General features: G+C 62.6%; 16 protein-coding genes. 5 read left to right on the top strand and 11 right to left on the bottom strand.

Features of this window, described 5'->3' with window-relative positions; translation table 11 throughout:
- Window positions 1–23 precede the first annotated feature (23 nt).
- From ACFWYE_RS21920 to ACFWYE_RS21910, 3 genes are all read right to left on the bottom strand, one after another.
- The gene (locus ACFWYE_RS21920; protein ID WP_379114238.1) at window positions 24–1,394 is read right to left on the bottom strand and encodes a glutamine synthetase family protein; all 1,371 of its coding nucleotides are present in this window, start codon (window positions 1,392–1,394) and stop codon (window positions 24–26) included.
- Window positions 1,395–1,484: 90 nt separating this feature from the next.
- Window positions 1,485–3,050: an amino acid permease gene (locus ACFWYE_RS21915; protein WP_379066801.1), complete on the bottom strand. Its 1,566-nt coding sequence runs from the start codon at window positions 3,048–3,050 to the stop codon at window positions 1,485–1,487.
- A 24-nt stretch (window positions 3,051–3,074) separates the two neighbouring features.
- Window positions 3,075–3,893 (bottom strand): N-formylglutamate amidohydrolase, encoded by an 819-nt coding sequence (locus ACFWYE_RS21910; protein WP_379114236.1) that lies wholly within the window; start codon window positions 3,891–3,893, stop codon window positions 3,075–3,077.
- A 29-nt stretch (window positions 3,894–3,922) separates the two neighbouring features.
- On the opposite strand from ACFWYE_RS21910, the gene ACFWYE_RS21905 reads away from it, so the two are divergent.
- Window positions 3,923–4,861 (top strand): MurR/RpiR family transcriptional regulator, encoded by a 939-nt coding sequence (locus tag ACFWYE_RS21905; RefSeq protein ID WP_379114234.1) that lies wholly within the window; start codon window positions 3,923–3,925, stop codon window positions 4,859–4,861.
- 111 nt (window positions 4,862–4,972) lie between these two features.
- Here the strand turns inward: ACFWYE_RS21905 and ACFWYE_RS21900 are convergent, their stop codons facing one another.
- From ACFWYE_RS21900 to ACFWYE_RS21865, 8 genes are all read right to left on the bottom strand, one after another.
- Window positions 4,973–5,377 (bottom strand): GtrA family protein, encoded by a 405-nt coding sequence (locus tag ACFWYE_RS21900; protein WP_379114233.1) that lies wholly within the window; start codon window positions 5,375–5,377, stop codon window positions 4,973–4,975.
- On the bottom strand, window positions 5,374–6,195 hold the full coding sequence (locus ACFWYE_RS21895) for a ChbG/HpnK family deacetylase (RefSeq protein WP_379114232.1): 822 nt from the start codon (window positions 6,193–6,195) through the stop codon (window positions 5,374–5,376). Before ACFWYE_RS21895 ends, ACFWYE_RS21900 begins: the two co-directional genes overlap by 4 nt.
- A complete protein-coding gene (locus ACFWYE_RS21890; RefSeq protein ID WP_379114230.1) occupies window positions 6,192–7,160 on the bottom strand; it encodes a glycosyltransferase family 2 protein in 969 nt (322 codons plus the stop codon). The genes ACFWYE_RS21895 and ACFWYE_RS21890 overlap by 4 nt, the downstream gene beginning before the upstream one ends.
- Window positions 7,153–8,319, bottom strand: a complete 1,167-nt coding sequence (locus ACFWYE_RS21885) for a glycosyltransferase family 87 protein (RefSeq protein WP_379114228.1) — start codon at window positions 8,317–8,319, stop codon at window positions 7,153–7,155. Before ACFWYE_RS21885 ends, ACFWYE_RS21890 begins: the two co-directional genes overlap by 8 nt.
- A 169-nt stretch (window positions 8,320–8,488) precedes the next feature.
- Window positions 8,489–9,526 carry a zinc-binding dehydrogenase gene (locus tag ACFWYE_RS21880; protein ID WP_379066789.1) on the bottom strand — a complete coding sequence of 346 codons (1,038 nt, stop codon included), beginning with the start codon at window positions 9,524–9,526 and terminating at the stop codon, window positions 8,489–8,491.
- 21 nt (window positions 9,527–9,547) lie between these two features.
- Window positions 9,548–10,516 (bottom strand): NADPH:quinone oxidoreductase family protein, encoded by a 969-nt coding sequence (locus ACFWYE_RS21875; RefSeq protein ID WP_379114226.1) that lies wholly within the window; start codon window positions 10,514–10,516, stop codon window positions 9,548–9,550.
- A 32-nt stretch (window positions 10,517–10,548) separates the two neighbouring features.
- Window positions 10,549–11,790, bottom strand: a complete 1,242-nt coding sequence (locus tag ACFWYE_RS21870; protein WP_379114224.1) for an acyl-CoA dehydrogenase family protein — start codon at window positions 11,788–11,790, stop codon at window positions 10,549–10,551.
- A gap of 57 nt (window positions 11,791–11,847) precedes the next feature.
- Complete coding sequence (locus tag ACFWYE_RS21865; protein WP_379114222.1) at window positions 11,848–12,519, bottom strand: TetR/AcrR family transcriptional regulator; 672 nt, start codon at window positions 12,517–12,519, stop codon at window positions 11,848–11,850.
- Between the two features lie 112 nt (window positions 12,520–12,631).
- Here ACFWYE_RS21865 and ACFWYE_RS21860 point away from each other — a divergent pair, with 112 nt between their 5' ends.
- From ACFWYE_RS21860 to ACFWYE_RS21845, 4 genes are read left to right on the top strand one after another with little or no spacing between them, the layout of a single operon-like run.
- The gene (locus ACFWYE_RS21860) at window positions 12,632–13,447 is read left to right on the top strand and encodes an SDR family oxidoreductase (RefSeq protein WP_379114220.1); all 816 of its coding nucleotides are present in this window, start codon (window positions 12,632–12,634) and stop codon (window positions 13,445–13,447) included.
- Window positions 13,444–13,953 (top strand): MaoC family dehydratase, encoded by a 510-nt coding sequence (locus ACFWYE_RS21855; RefSeq protein WP_379114218.1) that lies wholly within the window; start codon window positions 13,444–13,446, stop codon window positions 13,951–13,953. Before ACFWYE_RS21860 ends, ACFWYE_RS21855 begins: the two co-directional genes overlap by 4 nt.
- Window positions 13,950–14,984 (top strand): phosphotransferase family protein, encoded by a 1,035-nt coding sequence (locus ACFWYE_RS21850; protein WP_379114216.1) that lies wholly within the window; start codon window positions 13,950–13,952, stop codon window positions 14,982–14,984. The genes ACFWYE_RS21855 and ACFWYE_RS21850 overlap by 4 nt, the downstream gene beginning before the upstream one ends.
- 2 nt (window positions 14,985–14,986) lie before the next feature.
- Window positions 14,987–15,763, top strand: coding sequence for an SDR family NAD(P)-dependent oxidoreductase (locus ACFWYE_RS21845; RefSeq protein WP_379114214.1), 777 nt, complete (start codon window positions 14,987–14,989; stop codon window positions 15,761–15,763).
- Window positions 15,764–15,787 lie beyond the last annotated feature (24 nt).

The following is a 15,787-nucleotide window of genomic DNA, read 5'->3' as shown; positions in this document are numbered from 1 at the left end:
CGAAAGCGGAAACGCTCTGGCGATCAATACCGCTCGAAGCCGCGGTGCAGCTCCCAATCGGTGATGCGGCGGTCGTATTCGAACTGTTCCCAGCGGGCGGTGTGAACATAGTGCTCGATCACGTCCTCACCGAAAGCTGCCTTCAGCATCTTCGACTTGGCCATGGTCTCGGTCGCCTCGCGCAGGGTCTTCGGGATCTCCGGCAGGCGCGAGGCCTGGTAGGCATCGCCGACGAATGGCTTCTGCAGTTCCAGCTTCTCATCGATACCGGCAAGGCCTGCCGCGATCAGCGCCGCGAAAGCGAGGTAGGGATTGAGGTCGGCGCCACCGATGCGGCACTCCATGCGGATGCCCTTGGTGCCTTCGCCGCACAGGCGGAAGCCGGCAGTGCGGTTGTCTTCCGACCACATGATCTTGGTCGGTGCAAACGTGCCGGACTGGAAGCGCTTGTAAGAATTGATGTAGGGCGCCAGGAACCAGGTGAACTCCTTGGCGTATTTCAGCTGCCCGGCCGACCAGGCCTGACCGAGCGCCGACAGCGTCCACGGGCCTTGTCTGTCGTAGAACAGCGGCGTCTTGCCGTCCGCGCTCCACAGCGAATTGTGGATGTGGCTGGAATTTCCCGCCAGGCCGTAATTGTACTTGGCCATGAAGGTGATCGCCTTGCCTTCGGAGTCGGCGATTTCCTTGGCGCCGTTCTTGAGGATGACATGGCGATCGGCCATCTCCAGCGCCTCGGCATAGCGCACGTTGATCTCTTCCTGACCGGGACCCCACTCACCCTTGGAGTTCTCGATCGGAATGCCGGCAGCCTGCATCTCGTTGCGCAGGCGGCGCATGATGCCTTCTTCCTTGGTGGTGATGCCGATCTGGTAGTCGCCGATATAGGGCGACGCCGTGTCGATACCCTGCCAATGCTTCTTGCGGGCAGCGTCATAGCTCTCGCTGAACAGGTAGAATTCGAGCTCGGATGCGAAATAGCCGATATAGCCGCGTTCGGTCAGCCGCTTCACCTGCTTGCGCAGGATGGCGCGCGGTGAATGGGCAAGATCCTCGTGGCTGTGATGGTCGAGCAGGTCGCACAACACCAGCGCCGTCTTCTCGAGCCAGGGTATCTGCCTGAGCGTCGCCAGGTCGGGCTTCATGACGAAGTCGCCATACCCCTTCGACCAGCTCGCAGCCTTGTAGCCGGGCACAGGCTCCATATCGATGTCGTCCGCCAGCAGATAGTTGCAGCCATGCGTTTCGTCATGCGCGGAATCGACGAAATACTGCGCCAGGAAACGCTTGCCGACGAGTCGGCCCTGCATGTCGACAGCACAGGCGAGAACGGTATCGATCTCCCCGGCCTGGACCGCCTTCTTCAACTGATCGAACGAAAGGTTGCCTGCCATTCTTAGAGCACTCCGGCTTCAATTTTTCTGGAACATATTTTGCGGAAGGCGACCGTGGCCGGAGACGGCCACGGTCGTAGCTGCTGGGCCTCAGTGAGCCCCACCGGTCTCGCCGACCGCACGTTCGGCGGCAGCGATTTCGGCGGCGCGCTTGGCCACCTCGTCACCGATGGGAGGTCCCTGGAAACGACGGGCCTCGAAGCCGAACCAGACAATGGCGGTAACGACCAGGAAGCCGACGGTGATGTACAGCGCCCAGTCGTTGGGCGGCTGCACGCCGATGACGAAGATCAGGATCATGGCGATGATCGAGAGCACGGCGAACAGTTTGAAGACGCCTTCGCCGAGGTTCCACGGCCCCATCACGTTCCACTTCGACGTACCCCAGGCGAAGAGGCCGAGCGCGATCGGGATGGTGAAGGAGAAGAACAGGAAGATGACGGTGCAGGCAACGACGATGGTGTAGACCGGCGTGTCGCCGATCGAGACCAGCGACGAGAACCAGACGAACAGCACCGCCAGGATCGATCCGGTCCAGATGGCGGCCACCGGCGTGCGGTAGGTCGGGCTGACCTTGGACAAGGCCTTGGAACCGGGCAGGCCGCCGTCGCGCGAGAAGGCGAAGATCATGCGCGATACCGAGGTGACCGTCGCCAGGCCACACAGCCACTGCGCCAGCAGGATGGCGAGGTAGAGGATGTCCTTGACCACCGGGTTGACGCGTTCGTTCATCGCCCAGAAGAACACGTTCCAGCCCTGCTTCGCCGCATCTTCCATGTTCGGCAGCATCAGCACGAAGGAACAGAGCATGATGTAGCCGAACGCCGCGGACCACAGCACCGAACTGACCATGGCGCGTGGCACCGAATGGGCCGCCTTCAGCGTCTCTTCCGATGTATGCGCCGACGCATCGTAGCCGGTGATGGTATAGATCGGCAGCAGAAGGCCGAGCAGGAAGACCCACATTGTCGAGTTCTGCGGCCAGACATTGCCGCCGATCTCGCCCGAATAATTGGCGAAGGTGAACAGACGGGCGATGTCATAGCTGGGCGCAGCCGCCAGACAGACGATCGACAGCGCGATCGCCGTGGCAAAGATCAGGTAACCCGAGAAATCGGTGAGTCTGGCCGTGAGGCCAATGCCCATGTGGTTCACCAGCGCCTGCGCGCCCGTGATGATCGCAAGGAAGATGATGCGTGTTGTGGTCGTGTCCTCGAGGCCGAAATAGGGCGTGCCGAAAGAACCCATGAAGAAATAATAGGTGCCGACGTTGATGGCCCCCAGCACGGTGACCAGGCCGAGCAGGTTGAACCAGGCGGTCAACCAGCCGGTGAAGCGGTTGCCCAGGATCGAACCCCAGTGATAGAGGCCGCCGGCCGTCGGATAGGCCGAGCTGATCTGCGCCATCGCCACCGCGAACACCAGCGACACGAAACAGCCGAGCGGCCAGCCGATGCCGATGGCGGCGCCACCGGCGCCGGACGTCGCCTGCGCCAGCGAGTTGATGCCGCCGGACAGGATGCAGATGATCGAGAAAGAAACGGCGAAGTTGGAGAACTGACTCATTCTCCTTTCGAGTTCCTGGGCGTAGCCCATGGAATGGAGGACTTTGACGTCCTCGCTCTTGTCGTGTTCAGAGTAACCAGGCGCTGCCATAAGAGTGTTCCCTTATTTATACTTTCAGATGGTGCCTTCGATCGTTTGTAGCGTTTTCAATGGCGGCGGCTTTGGCAGCCGCGCCGGTTCGAGGCCGGTGAAGATGCCCGCCAGCCGTTCTCCCCATTTTTTCTGTCCGGCTTGATCCCGGATCTCATCGTTGCGGATTTCGATCATCGCGCACAACAGGCCACGCGAGCGCGCGTGACGCTCCAGCGTGAAGTAGACACGATCCGCCGGCGAGTAGGGCTGGTTGGCGCCGACGGTGAAACCGCCTTCCCGCTCCAGCGCGGCAATCAGCGGCGCCGACAGCCGCGTGTCCTCGTCGTGGATGATGCCGATATGCCAGGGACGATCGATGCCTTTGTAGACCGGCGTGAAGGAATGCACCGACACAAGTCGTGTCTCCAGTTCACGCGCCGCCCGCGCCTCGATCAGTTCTTCGATCGTTTGGTGAAAAGGCTTCCAGCAGCGATCGATGCGCGCCTGGCGCGCTTCGGATGACAGGTTCTCATTGCCGGGAATGATCGTCGTTTCGCTGACCGGCGGCACCAGATCCGGTGCATCAAGGGGCCGATTGCAGTCCAGCACCAGTCGCGAGACGCAGGTTTCGACCAGAGGCGCATCGAGCCGCTCGCTCAGTATCTGCGCCACCGGCAACGCGCCGGGATCCCATGCAATGTGGCGGGCAAGGTCGGAAACCGGAAGACCAAGCGTGCCGAATTCGGCAGGAAGGAAATTTGAAGCGTGGTCGCAGGTGAAGACAAAGGCACCCGCGCCGCCAGGGTTCGTCACCCTTACGGAATCCGCATCCGGATGCCTGTTGTGGCTTGTCCTCTCCATCCGATCCGCCGTCCCCGGGAACGTATCGTATGTTACGTATTTTGTTTCATTGCGCTCCCATGAATGATTTCATACACTTTGTCCGTCTTTGTCAAACGCCTTTTCCGAAATGCGTGGGGGATACCGGGTTGGGAACGCAGACGACAACCACATCCATCGCAGAGCTCATCGCGGACCGTATTGATGCCATGCCGGCAGGCGAACGCCGAGCTGCCCAGACGCTGGTTGCCAACTACCCCGTCATCGGCCTGAAAACGGTGGCCGACTTCTCCCAGCAGGCCGGGGTATCCTCGCCGACGATCCTGCGTTTCGTCGCCCGGCTTGGCTTCCAGAACTACCCGGAATTTCAATCCGCTCTCCAGGACGAGCTTGCCGCGCAGTTGCAGTCGCCGGCCTCGCGCACGACCACGGCTCCCAGCCGAAGCGACGCAGCATCGCCGATGATCGAGGCCACCCTCGACAATCTGCGCGAGACCTTCCGCCACCTCTCGGACAAGCAGCTGAACGAGATCGCGGAAAAGATGGCCGACCATCGCGGCCACATGTTCCTGATCGGCGGGCGTTTCACCGACCCGCTGGCGCGCTACATGGCCGCCCACCTTGCCATCATCCGTCCCAACGTCTTCCACCTTGTCGGTCAGGAAAGCATGTGGCGGGATCGGCTGATCGACATGGGCAAGCGCGACGTGCTGGTGATCTTCGACATCCGCCGCTATCAGGACAGCCTGATCCGCTTCGCCGAGAAAGCCCATCAACGCGGTGTGCAGATCGTTTTGTTCACCGACCAGTGGCTTTCGCCCATTGCCCGCTTCGCCCGCCACGTCATTGCCGGACGCACGGCCGTTCCCTCGCCCTGGGACTCGTCCGCCGCACTCTTCGTGGTCGCCGAGACGTTGATCGGTGCGGTTACCCGCCAGATGGAACCCGACAGCGCGCGGCGCATCCGCGAAATGGAAGGTCTGCGTTGATCGATACAGCCTAGAGCGTTTCCGTTTTTCACGGAAACGCGGAAACGCTCTAAGTTTTTGTTTTCGTCGCATTTTTGTAACGCCAGGTGATTCCACTTGGCTACAAATGCTCTAGCGAAGCAACCGCCCCTCGATCGACCAGCGCGCGGCGAGGAAATTCAGCACCGCCGCCGCAATGACGCCGGCGATCTTGGCTGGCCAGACACCGATCCATCCGGACAGTCCGACGATGAAGGCACTGGAAACGCCAAGCGAGATCAGCGCGCCCAGCGAGATGAAACGGAAGACGGAATGGCTGAGCGGGATCGAGCGGTCGCGCTCGAACGACCAGAAACGGTTGGCCACGAAAGAGAACGCGACGGCGACGAGCCAGGCGCCGACATTGGCGGCCAGCGGCGAAACGGCCAGCCACAGCAATACGGTGAAGGCGACGAGATCGATTGCCGTATTCGCGACACCGACAACAGCGAAACGGATCATCTTGCTGCCGAGCGAACGGCCTGGCTCGCTGCTCACGACAGGCCACTCCGCACGCCGGCATCATTCGCTGTAAGAAACGAACCGAACGCGTCCGAGGCCAGGAAGGCATATTCGACCTCGCGCACCTTCCGCATCGGGTCGCGCGATACGAGCTCGGCATCGACATGGCCCGGGTGACACATGAAAACGCCATCTTCGCGCAAAGTCGAAACAGCGGCGCGCAAGGTCGGCTCGAAATCATCTGGCCGCTTCCAGTCGTAGACGCCGGCAAGCGGCTTCATGACCACGAAGCCGGCAGCCTCCATGCTCCGGTCGAAGCCACGCGCCAGCGCCGCAATCACTGCCGTCTTGATGGCGGTGGCGCCGACCTGAAGCGGCACCCTCGGTGCGCCGCGCAGCATCGGCTTTCCGGAACCGGCAAAGCGCGCCTTCAGCCAGTCTCGGACAGCAGGCAGGAAATGCACATGCTGGTGCCCGTCGATGAAATCCGGCATGCGGCCAAGCGCGTCGACAAAGCGGGCAAGCTGCGCATCGAGTTCGGCGTGAACGTCGCCTGTCTTGATACGTCTCTGCCTCAACGGCGCCGCCAGCCTGGAGAGCGGCGGCAACCGCCCTTCAGACACCAGGCTGGAACCGGCTGTCAAAGCAGGCTGATCGGTCAGGGTGAGGTGCAGTCCGACCGGAACTTCGCCGATGAAGGGTCTGATATGCGCCGCTGCCTGCTGCCATTCCGGAAATCCGGTCATGCAGCCGGTGCCGGTGAGGCGTCCCCTTTGCAGCAGGTCGAGGATGGCGTCCGATACCCCAGGCGCCAGCCCGTAGTCGTCGGCGATCAGGCGGATCTGCCGTGTCACGGCTCTTTGCCGTCCTTTGCGTCGCTCACCACATCGCGCACGATATAGACCGGACGGTCCTTGCTTTCGCTCAATGCCACCCAGACATATTCGCCGATGAGGCCGAGCAGTGCGAGGTTGAAGCCACCCAAGACCACGACGGCGATCAGCAGGCTCGGGAAGCCTGGCACGGCGATGCCGTAGAAAAACACCTCGAAGAAGATCTTCAGGCCATAGACGCCCCCGGCCAGGGCCGCGGCAAGTCCGCTCAGGGTGAGGATGCGCAACGGCACCACGGAGAAGGAGGCGATGCCTTCGAGCGAAAAGGCAAGCAGGTTGCCCCGGCTCCATTTGCTGGTGCCGCCGGCGCGATCCGCCGGCGTGTAGATGAGCGCCTTGTGGCGGAAACCAGCCCAGGCGTAGAGGCCTTTGTTGAAGCGCCGCTTGTCACGCAGCAGGGTGAACGCTTTTGCCACCGGCGCGCGCATGACACGAAAATCGCCGGCATTTTCAGGGATATCGAAACGCTGGCTGGAGTTGATCAGGCCGTAGAACAATTTGGCCAGCTGGCTGCGTTTCCAACTCGCGCCCTCGCGATTGGTACGGGCATAGACAACGTCGATGTCGGGGTTTTCGACCAGTTCGGTGATGAGCTTCAGACTGACATCCAGCGAATGCTGCAGATCGGCATCCATGATCAGCACCAGGTCGCCCCGCGTCCTGTCGAGACCGGCAAGAACGGCCACCTCCTTGCCGAAGTTACGGCTGAGCCGCACGATTTCCCAGTCACCCGTCAGTGCCTTGCCGAAAAGCCCGGCGCTGTCGTCGGTACTGCCGTCGTCCACCAGGATCTTGCGTGTCTTGAGACCGAAACGTTGCAGGACTTCTGCCTCGAGTTCCGCGAGCAGCCGCGCAAAGCCCGGCACGGAAGCCGCCTCGTTCAGAAAAGGCGCAACGATGTCGAGCGTCGGCTTGGGTTCAGACATGAGCCATCGTCCCCTGGCGCTTGAACTTGCCCTGCGCCACCGACCAGAACCACCACAGGATGGGGAGCGTGATCGCCGTCATCGCAACAGGGCGGAACCAGAGGCGCAAGGCCTCCTGGAGATGCGGGTTGATGCCGCTGAGACCCGTGGCGAACAAGGCCAAGGCCAGAATGCCGCGCAGAGTGCCACCTTCTTCATTGTCCCAGATTACGGCCAGGGCGACACCGGCCGGCATCGCCAGCAAGGCGAAGGTGTTGTATTCGACCCGGGGGTTGAGCACGCTCATGTAGAAAGCCGCGGTCAGGAAAACCGCCAGACCAGCAAGCCGGCGGTCGAGATGACGATCGTACCACAGCACCAGAAGCAGCGTCGGCACAGCAGCAACGATCCGCACCACGGTGGCGGCCTGGGTGGAGACAGTCAGGCCGAGAGCGGTGAAGGGAGCCGTGAAGTCAGCCATCTCGAAGGCACTCGACTTGTCGACCGACATCGATGTCATCAGCGTGGCGAAGTCGCGATAGAGCTGGTTGATATAGGCTGCTGGCGCAAAGGCGTAGGGAAGCGCCAGCACGAACAGCAGCGACAGGGCAAGGACCGGGACAAGCCGCAGCCGAAGAGCTCCGACCAGCAGAAAAACGATGAGGGCGGTCGGCTTGGCGATCACCGCGATCGTTGCCCACAGGAATGTCTCCGCACGCCGCCCTTCGAGTGCCGAAAGTACCAGCAGCCAGCAGGCGCCCGTCAGCAGGATGGTGGCCTGGCCATTGCGCAGCGCGCCGGCCGTGACCGGCACGGCCAGGAACAGCGCATATGAAAACATCCAGAGCCGGTTTTCGGGCTCGATCGTTCGAACCTGCCGCCAGACCGCATAAGTCAGCACCGCAAAACCCAGGATGCGCCACAGGCTATCGCCGATGACCGGTCCGAGTTTCATGAACGGCACATACAGTGCCGCGAAGGCAGGTGAGTAGAGATAGCCCATGGCGACGTCGAGATCGTAGAGCGGCTTGCCGGCAAGAAACATGTCGCTGGCAATGCGGTAGGCGCGCATCACCGAGCGGTGATCGGGTGCCATGCCGGCCATCACGAGAATGACGACAAAGCCGCCCGTCCACAGGGCAAGACCACCCCAGTCCCAAGACTGCCTGACTTTTGCCATCGCCCAACATTGCCCAATGCCGGCGGCTTCTCGCAACCGGAAGCCACCTCGAACTCGGCGCGGGCATATCATGGCCTGGGCTGTGCGGTACAGTCCACGCGCCGATGTCCCGCGCCGGCGAGTCCAGAAGCAGCCTGTCTAGGCGGCCAACATTGCCGCAGGATTGCGATCAGGGCCGGATGAAGACCTTGCCATTGGGTTTGGCAAGTTCGGCCGGAACGCGCTCCATCGCCTCCGCCAGCGGCACCACGGCAGTCACGTCGGTGGACCAGCGCCCGTCGGAAAAACGCCGCTGCACCTCAAGCGCCGCCGGGCCGCGGCGATCCTTGTGCCTGCGCATCCAATCGGTCAGCCAGAAGCCTTCCACCTGCTTCTGCTGGAAGATCAACTGGCCAGGCTCGCGGATCAGCGTATCCGACGGATCGAGCCGCCCATAGATGATCCAGCGCGAACGTTTCGGCATGGCGTCGAACACCAGCGAGGCGAGCGGGCCGGTGACGGCGTCGAGGAAGATCCGGGGTTGCTCGGCTTTCATCACCTCGCGCAACGTGCCGGCAAAGCCCGGCGCCTTCTCGTTGAGCACATGTGCCGCACCCAGTTCCTTCAGCGGCGCGATCTGGTCGTCGCGACGAACCGTCACGATCGGATGGTAGCCGTCCTCCTTTGCGAGCCCGATGATCAGCTTGCAGAGCTGGCTGGCGCCGGCGGTCATGACGAAGGCCTTGTGCCCTTCATCCTTGACGATGCCGTACATGGCGATTGCCGTCAGCGGATTGACGATCATCGCCGCTGCATCCTCATCGCGAACACTGTCGATCAGCGGGATGCAGGCCAGCGCTTCGGCCAGCGCGTAGTCGGCCCAGGCGCCCCAGTTGGTGAGACCGGTGGCAAAGGCAATACGCTTGCCGACGAGGCTCTGCGCATAGCTGTCCTCGCCCGCAGCGACAACGGTGCCGACGCCCTCGAAACCGGCGGGCTGGCCTTGCACCCGAGGCTGGCCGTAGAGCCCTTTCACGAACATCACGTCGGAAGGATTGATCGAAGCCAGGCTCACCTTGATGAGCACCTGTGTCGCCCCAGGCACCGGCACGCCGATGGTGCCCGATCGCACATAGGGCGCCATCGCTTCCAGCACACTGCCACTCGGCTCGCGCGCATAGCCGTCACCGACCAGAAGAAGTGCCTGCATTTCGGAGGGAATGGTCATGGCTGCATTCCTTGCCTGAGGTTATGGTTTGAGGATCAGCTTGCCGGAGGCGCCACGCCCCAGCACACGCTTCAGGACACTGGCCGCATCGGCCAATGGATAGATGCCTTCGATCACCGGTTTGACCTTGCCGGCGAGATACCAGCCGACCAGCTCGCGCATGTTGTCGGCATAGGCCAGCGGTTCCTTGATGGTGAAATCGCCCCAATAGACGCCGACGACCGAGAACCCCTTCACCAATGTCAGGTTGACCGCCAGCCTGGGAATGGTTCCGGAGGCAAAGCCGATGACCAGCAACCGCCCGTTCCAGCCCATGGCGCGTGCCAGCGCTTCGAACGCGTCCCCGCCGACGGGATCGAAGCCGACATCGACACCCTTGCCGCCAGTGATCTCCTTGAGGGCATCCTTCAGGTTCTCGTAGCCGATCGCGATGTCGGCACCGGCCTGAAGGGTAATACGCTGCTTTTCGGGCGAGGAGGCCACGCCGATGACCTTGGCGCCCAGGGCCTTGCCGATCTGCACGGCAGCAATGCCGGTGGCGCCCGCCGCACCCAGCACGCAGAGCGTTTCGCCTGGCATGAGTTGGCCGCGCTGCTTCAAGGCATGATGCGACGTACCATAGCCGCAGATGAGCGCGCAGGCATCCGCGGCGTCCATCGCATCGGGCAGCTTCATGGTTACGGCTTCGGAAACGGCCACCTTTTCGGCATAGCCGCTGATGACGGTGAGTGCGGCGACCCTGTCGCCGACCTTCAGACCCGTCACCTTCGGACCGATGGCGGCGATCCGGCCTGCCACCTCCATGCCAGGCACGAACGGTGTCGGCGGCTTCATCTGGTAGAGACCCTGGACCAGCAGTCCGTCGGGATAATTGACGCCGATCGCCTCAACTTCGATGACCACGGCATCACCCTTCGCCTCGGGTTCCGGCCAATCGCCATAGATGAGCTGTTCGAGCGGCGCGAAGGCACGGGCAATGATGGCTTTCATGCTCTTCTCCCCACTTGCACGCTGAACCAACCCTAGAACTTTTCCTGCGTATATTTCCTGAGTTCTTCGCGTGCGACCTGGCGACGGTGCACGGCATCGGGTCCGTCGGCCAGCCGCAATGTACGAAGATGCGTCCAGCTACGCGCCAAGGGGGTATCCTGGCTGATGCCTTGCGCACCATGCATCTGCACCGCCTCGTCGACCACCTTCAGCGCCACCCGCGGCGCGATCACCTTGATCTGGCTGATCCAGGGCGCGGCGGCGCGTGCATCACCCTGATCGATCATCCAAGCTGCCTTGAGGCAGAGCAGCCTCGCCATTTCGATCTCCATCCGGCATTCGGCGATGATATCGAAATTGGCGCCGAGCCTGGCCAGCGGCTGGCCGAACGCCTCGCGACGCATCGAGCGCCTGGACAGAAGCTCGAGTGCCATTTCGGCCTGGCCGATGGCGCGCATGCAGTGATGGATGCGGCCAGGCCCCAGCCGGCCCTGGGCGATCTCGAAGCCCCTGCCCTCGCCGAGGATCATGTTGGCGGCCGGCACCCGCACATTGTCGAAGCGCAGATGCATGTGCCCATGCGGGGCATCGTCGTCGCCATAGACCTGCATGGCGCGCACCCTGGCGACACCCGTGCTGTCCGCAGGCACCAGGATCATTGAATGCTGCTTGTGCCTGGGCTCGCCGTCGCCCCCGGTCTTCACCATGACGATGTAGATGGCGCAGCGCGGATCACCGGCACCGGAAGCCCACCATTTCTCACCGTTCAGCAGATAATCGTCGCCGTCGCGTTCGCAACGCATGGAAATGTTGGTGGCATCGGAGGACGCCACGTCCGGTTCTGTCATCAGATAGGCGGAGCGGATCTTGCCGTCGAGCAACGGAGCCAGCCACTTGTCCTTCTGCGCCTGCGAACCATAGCGCTCCAGCACCTCCATATTGCCGGTGTCGGGTGCCGAGCAATTGAAGGTCTCGGCACCGAGATGCGCCTTGCCCATCTCTTCGGCGAGATAGGCGTATTCAACCGTGGTGAGCCCGTAGCCGCGTTCAGAACCGGTCAGCCAGAAATTCCACAGGCCGCGCTCGCGCGCCCTGGATTTCAGCCCTTCGAGGATCTCGGTCTGGCGCCTGGTATAGGCCCAGCGATCGCCGGCCTTGCCGACTTCGGCCAGGAACTCCTCGTCGAGCGGCATCACCTCGTCACGCACCATCGCGGCGACCTGGGCATGGATCGGCTTCAGCCGCTCGGTCATGCCGAGATTCATGTCAGCCATCATGGGCTCCCTTCCCTGGAGCGTTTCCGCTTTTTACGGAAACTGCAATTTTCGCGGTCATGCGCTGATACCCAACCCGCGCGCAGTGTAGTCGACAACCTGTGCCACGATCGCCTCGATGTCGTGCTCGCTTTCGCCGGGACGCGGCGTGTACCAGAACAGCGGCGAATTCAGCGAGACGAACATCAGCTGTTCGGTGATGCGCGGATCGTCGAAACGCATGTCGCCAGCCTCACGCGCTGCGACGATCACCTGCCGGAAGATCGCGCCATAGTCGTTGCGGTATTGCATGAGCCGCGCGAATTCCTCGCGCTGTTCCGGCGTGGTCGCGCCGCGCAGGTAAAGCTCGACACCTTCCCAGACGACGCGCTGGTAGGACCTGGTCACGATCATCTGGCGCGTGTGCACCGCCGCCATGCGCCGCCAGCGTGCCACCGCCGGTCCGGCAGTGTCGCGCACCGGTTCGATCGCGGCGTAGTTCATGTCCATGCCGGCGCGAAAGACATCGGCGAAGAGGTCTCCCTTCGACGGATAGTGGTGATAGATGCGCCCCTTGGTCGATCCAAGGCTGCGCGCGACATCGTCAATGGAACTGGCCGCATAACCTTTGGCCATGAAACAGGCGGCAGCGGCATCGAGGATCGCGGCGCGGGAGCCGTCGGCGGCGGTGGCGCCGCCGACGGCCCTGGCCTCCTCTTCCCGCTCCGCCAAGTGCGGTCCCGCTGCCATTGCCCCTCGATTTTTGCCGGCTTTACAAGGGTCGAAGTTCAACATACTACTCGGTATGTTGTCAATCCGAGGACGTGCAAACTCCGATCGGACCGAAGCAGCGGGAGGACCGATGAGCTATCTCGATGAACTGTTCTCGGTGGCGGGCAAGACCGCGCTGGTGACGGGAGCCGCAACCGGTATTGGCCGCATGGCCGCAACCGCTCTGGTACGCGGCGGCGCAACCGTCATGATCGCGTCCCGCAAAGGCGAGGACTGCGTCAAAGTCGCCGATGACTTGAATGCGTTTGGCGCATCCGGCAGGGCGGAAGGCTTCGGCGGCGACGTCTCTTCCGAAGCCGGCATCGCAACATTGGTTGAAGCCGTGAAGGCACGAACCGACCGGCTGCACATCCTCATCAACAATGCCGGCGTTTCCTGGGGCGCACCGCTGGAGAGCTTCCCGTATCATGCCTGGGCAAAGGTATTCGGCGTCAACGTCACCGCCGTCTTCCACCTGACACGTGAACTGCTGCCGCTGATGGAAAAGGCGGCTTCCGATGCCGACCCGGCCCGTGTCATCAATCTGGGTTCGGTGATGGGAACACAACCGCTGGCGGACGATGCCTATTCCTATACGGCCTCCAAGGCCGCGGTTCACCACCTGACCCGAACGCTCGCCATGGAACTTGCCGCCCGGCGCATCACCGTCAACGCCTTTGCCCCCGGGCCTTTCCAGAGCCGCATGACGGCCTTTGCCACCGGCACGGAGGAACAAGCCAGGCATGTCGGCGGCCATGTTCCCATCGGCCGCATCGGGCAGCCGGATGACATTGGCGGCGCCACGCTCTATTTGTGCAGCCGGGCTGGCAGCTATGTCACCGGCGCGATCCTGCCGATCGATGGCGGACAATCGGTGCAGCACGGCCTGACCCTGTTCAAGGAATGAAGCCGCGACGGCGCCAGGAGATATCCGTGCAACCCATCAGCCTCGAAATATTGCTCGCCAGTGTCGGCAAGGAAGTCGGCCTATCGCCCTGGCGTGTGGTCACTCAAACCATGATCGACCAGTTCGCCGACGCAACCGACGATCATCAGTTCATTCATTGCGATCCGGAGCGCGCCGCGGCGGAAGCGCCGTTCGGCGGCACGATCGCACACGGGTTCCTCACCCTGTCGCTGCTTTCGGCCATGACGTTCGAAACCCTGCCGCCGCTTGCAAAGGGCAAGATGGGTGTCAATCACGGCTTCGACGAAGTCCGGTTCCTGGCTCCGGTCAAAACCGGCGCCCGTATTCGCACCCGTTTCGTGCTGGCCGACGTTAAGGCACGGCCATCCGGCTGGGTACAGACGACCCATGACGTGACCATCGAGATCGAAGGCTCGTTGAAACCCGCGCTCACCGCGCGCTGGCTGACACTGACCTTCGTCGAACCCGAAGCGCAGGACGCATGACTGACCCGAACACGCTCGATCCGACACTGCTTGCTCCTTACCTGGAGCAGAAAATTCATGGCTTCTCCAAGCTGCGGTCGATCGAGAAGTTCAAGTCGGGCCAGTCCAACCCGACCTATCTGCTGACCGCGGCAAGCGGTCGTTATGTGCTGCGGGCCAAGCCGCCCGGGCAGCTGCTGAAATCGGCTCACCAGGTCGATCGCGAGTTCCGTGTCATGCGGGCCCTGGCCGAAACCGACGTGCCGGTGCCACGCATGCTGCATCTGTCCGAAGAGGATTCGCCGATCGGACGCATGTTCTACGTCATGGCCTTTGTCGAAGGCCGCATATTCTGGGATCCGGCCCTGCCCGAGGCCTCGAGCGGACCGGAACGGGCGGCGATCTATGACGCGATGAACGCAACGCTGGCGGCACTCCACAATGTCGACATCAACTCTGTCGGCCTCGCCGACTACGGCAAGCCCGGCAATTATTTCGAACGCCAGCTCGGACGTTGGGCGAGCCAGTATCGCGCCTCCGAAACCGAGCCCAATGCCGAGATGGAGACCCTGATCACCTGGCTGGAGGCGAACAAGCCTGCCGACGACGGGCAACTCGCCCTCGTGCATGGCGACTACCGGCTGGACAACATGATGTTTGCGCAGGCGGGTGCCGATGTCATTGCCGTGCTCGACTGGGAACTGTCGACACTCGGCCATCCCTTTGCCGACATCGCGTATCAGTGCATGCAATGGCGCCTGCCGCATCAATCCGGCTTCAAGGGACTCGGCGGCATCGATCGCGCAACAGCCGGACTGCCGTCGGAACAAGACTATGTCGCTTCCTATTGCCGCCGCCGCGGCCTGGACGGCATCGACAACTGGACCTTCCTGCTTGCCTTCTCCTTCTTCCGGCTCGCGGCGATCTGCCAGGGCGTCTACAAACGCGCCCTGGACGGCAACGCTTCCAACCCCGCCAAGGCGAAGATTTATGCCGACGCGGTCAAGCTGCTCGCCCACCTTGCCGTACAACTGATCGAAAGAGGAAAATGACCATGGGCCGTTTCGACGGAGCGACGGTGCTCATCACGGGTGCCACGGGCGGCCTCGGTCAGGGTGCGGCCAAAGGCTTCGCCGCCGAGGGCGCCCGGCTGGTCCTCTCCGATATCGACGGCGATGCACTGCAGCACTTTGCAGCGACCCTCGACGCTGAAACGGCAACGCTGGCCGGCAACATCGCCGACGAAACGCTCTCGCAAGTATTGGTCGGGCTTGCTGTCGAACGGTTCGGCAGGCTCGACGTCGCCGTCAACAATGCCGGCATCGCGCAGAGTTTCGTGCGCCTGCCGCAGGTTGCTTCCGATGAGGCGCGCCGCATCCTGGAAATCGACCTGCTCGGCGTTTTCTACGCGATGAAACACCAGATCCCGCAGATGGAGCGGCAATTCAAGGCGGGTGGCAAAGGCGGCGCGGTCGTCAACGTCGCCTCCGTGGCGGGACTGGTCGGCGCGCCGAAGCTTTCGGTCTATGCCGCGGCAAAACACGGCGTCGTCGGCCTCACCAAATCGGCGGCCGCCGAATATGCCACCAAGGGGGTCAGGGTGAATGCCATATGTCCGGCGCATACGCGCACGAAAATGGTCGACGACTTCATAAAGCTGTCGGGCGCTCCCGAAACATTGGCCCTGTCGGAACTGACGCGCGGCGTGCCTATGAAACGTGTTGGTGAAGTGCCGGAGATCGTCGAAGCGATGCTTTTCGCAGCAGATCCCAGAAACACCTTCATGACTGGCCATTCCCTTGCCGTCGATGGTGGCATTGGAGCCATTTGAGTAAGGTCCTGGAAGGCAATTTCC

The organism is Mesorhizobium sp. NPDC059025 (assembly GCF_042739655.1).
GTDB lineage: Bacteria > Pseudomonadota > Alphaproteobacteria > Rhizobiales > Rhizobiaceae > Mesorhizobium.
Note: the sequence above shows the minus strand (reverse complement) of the source record. Positions and strands in the feature narration are given on the sequence as shown.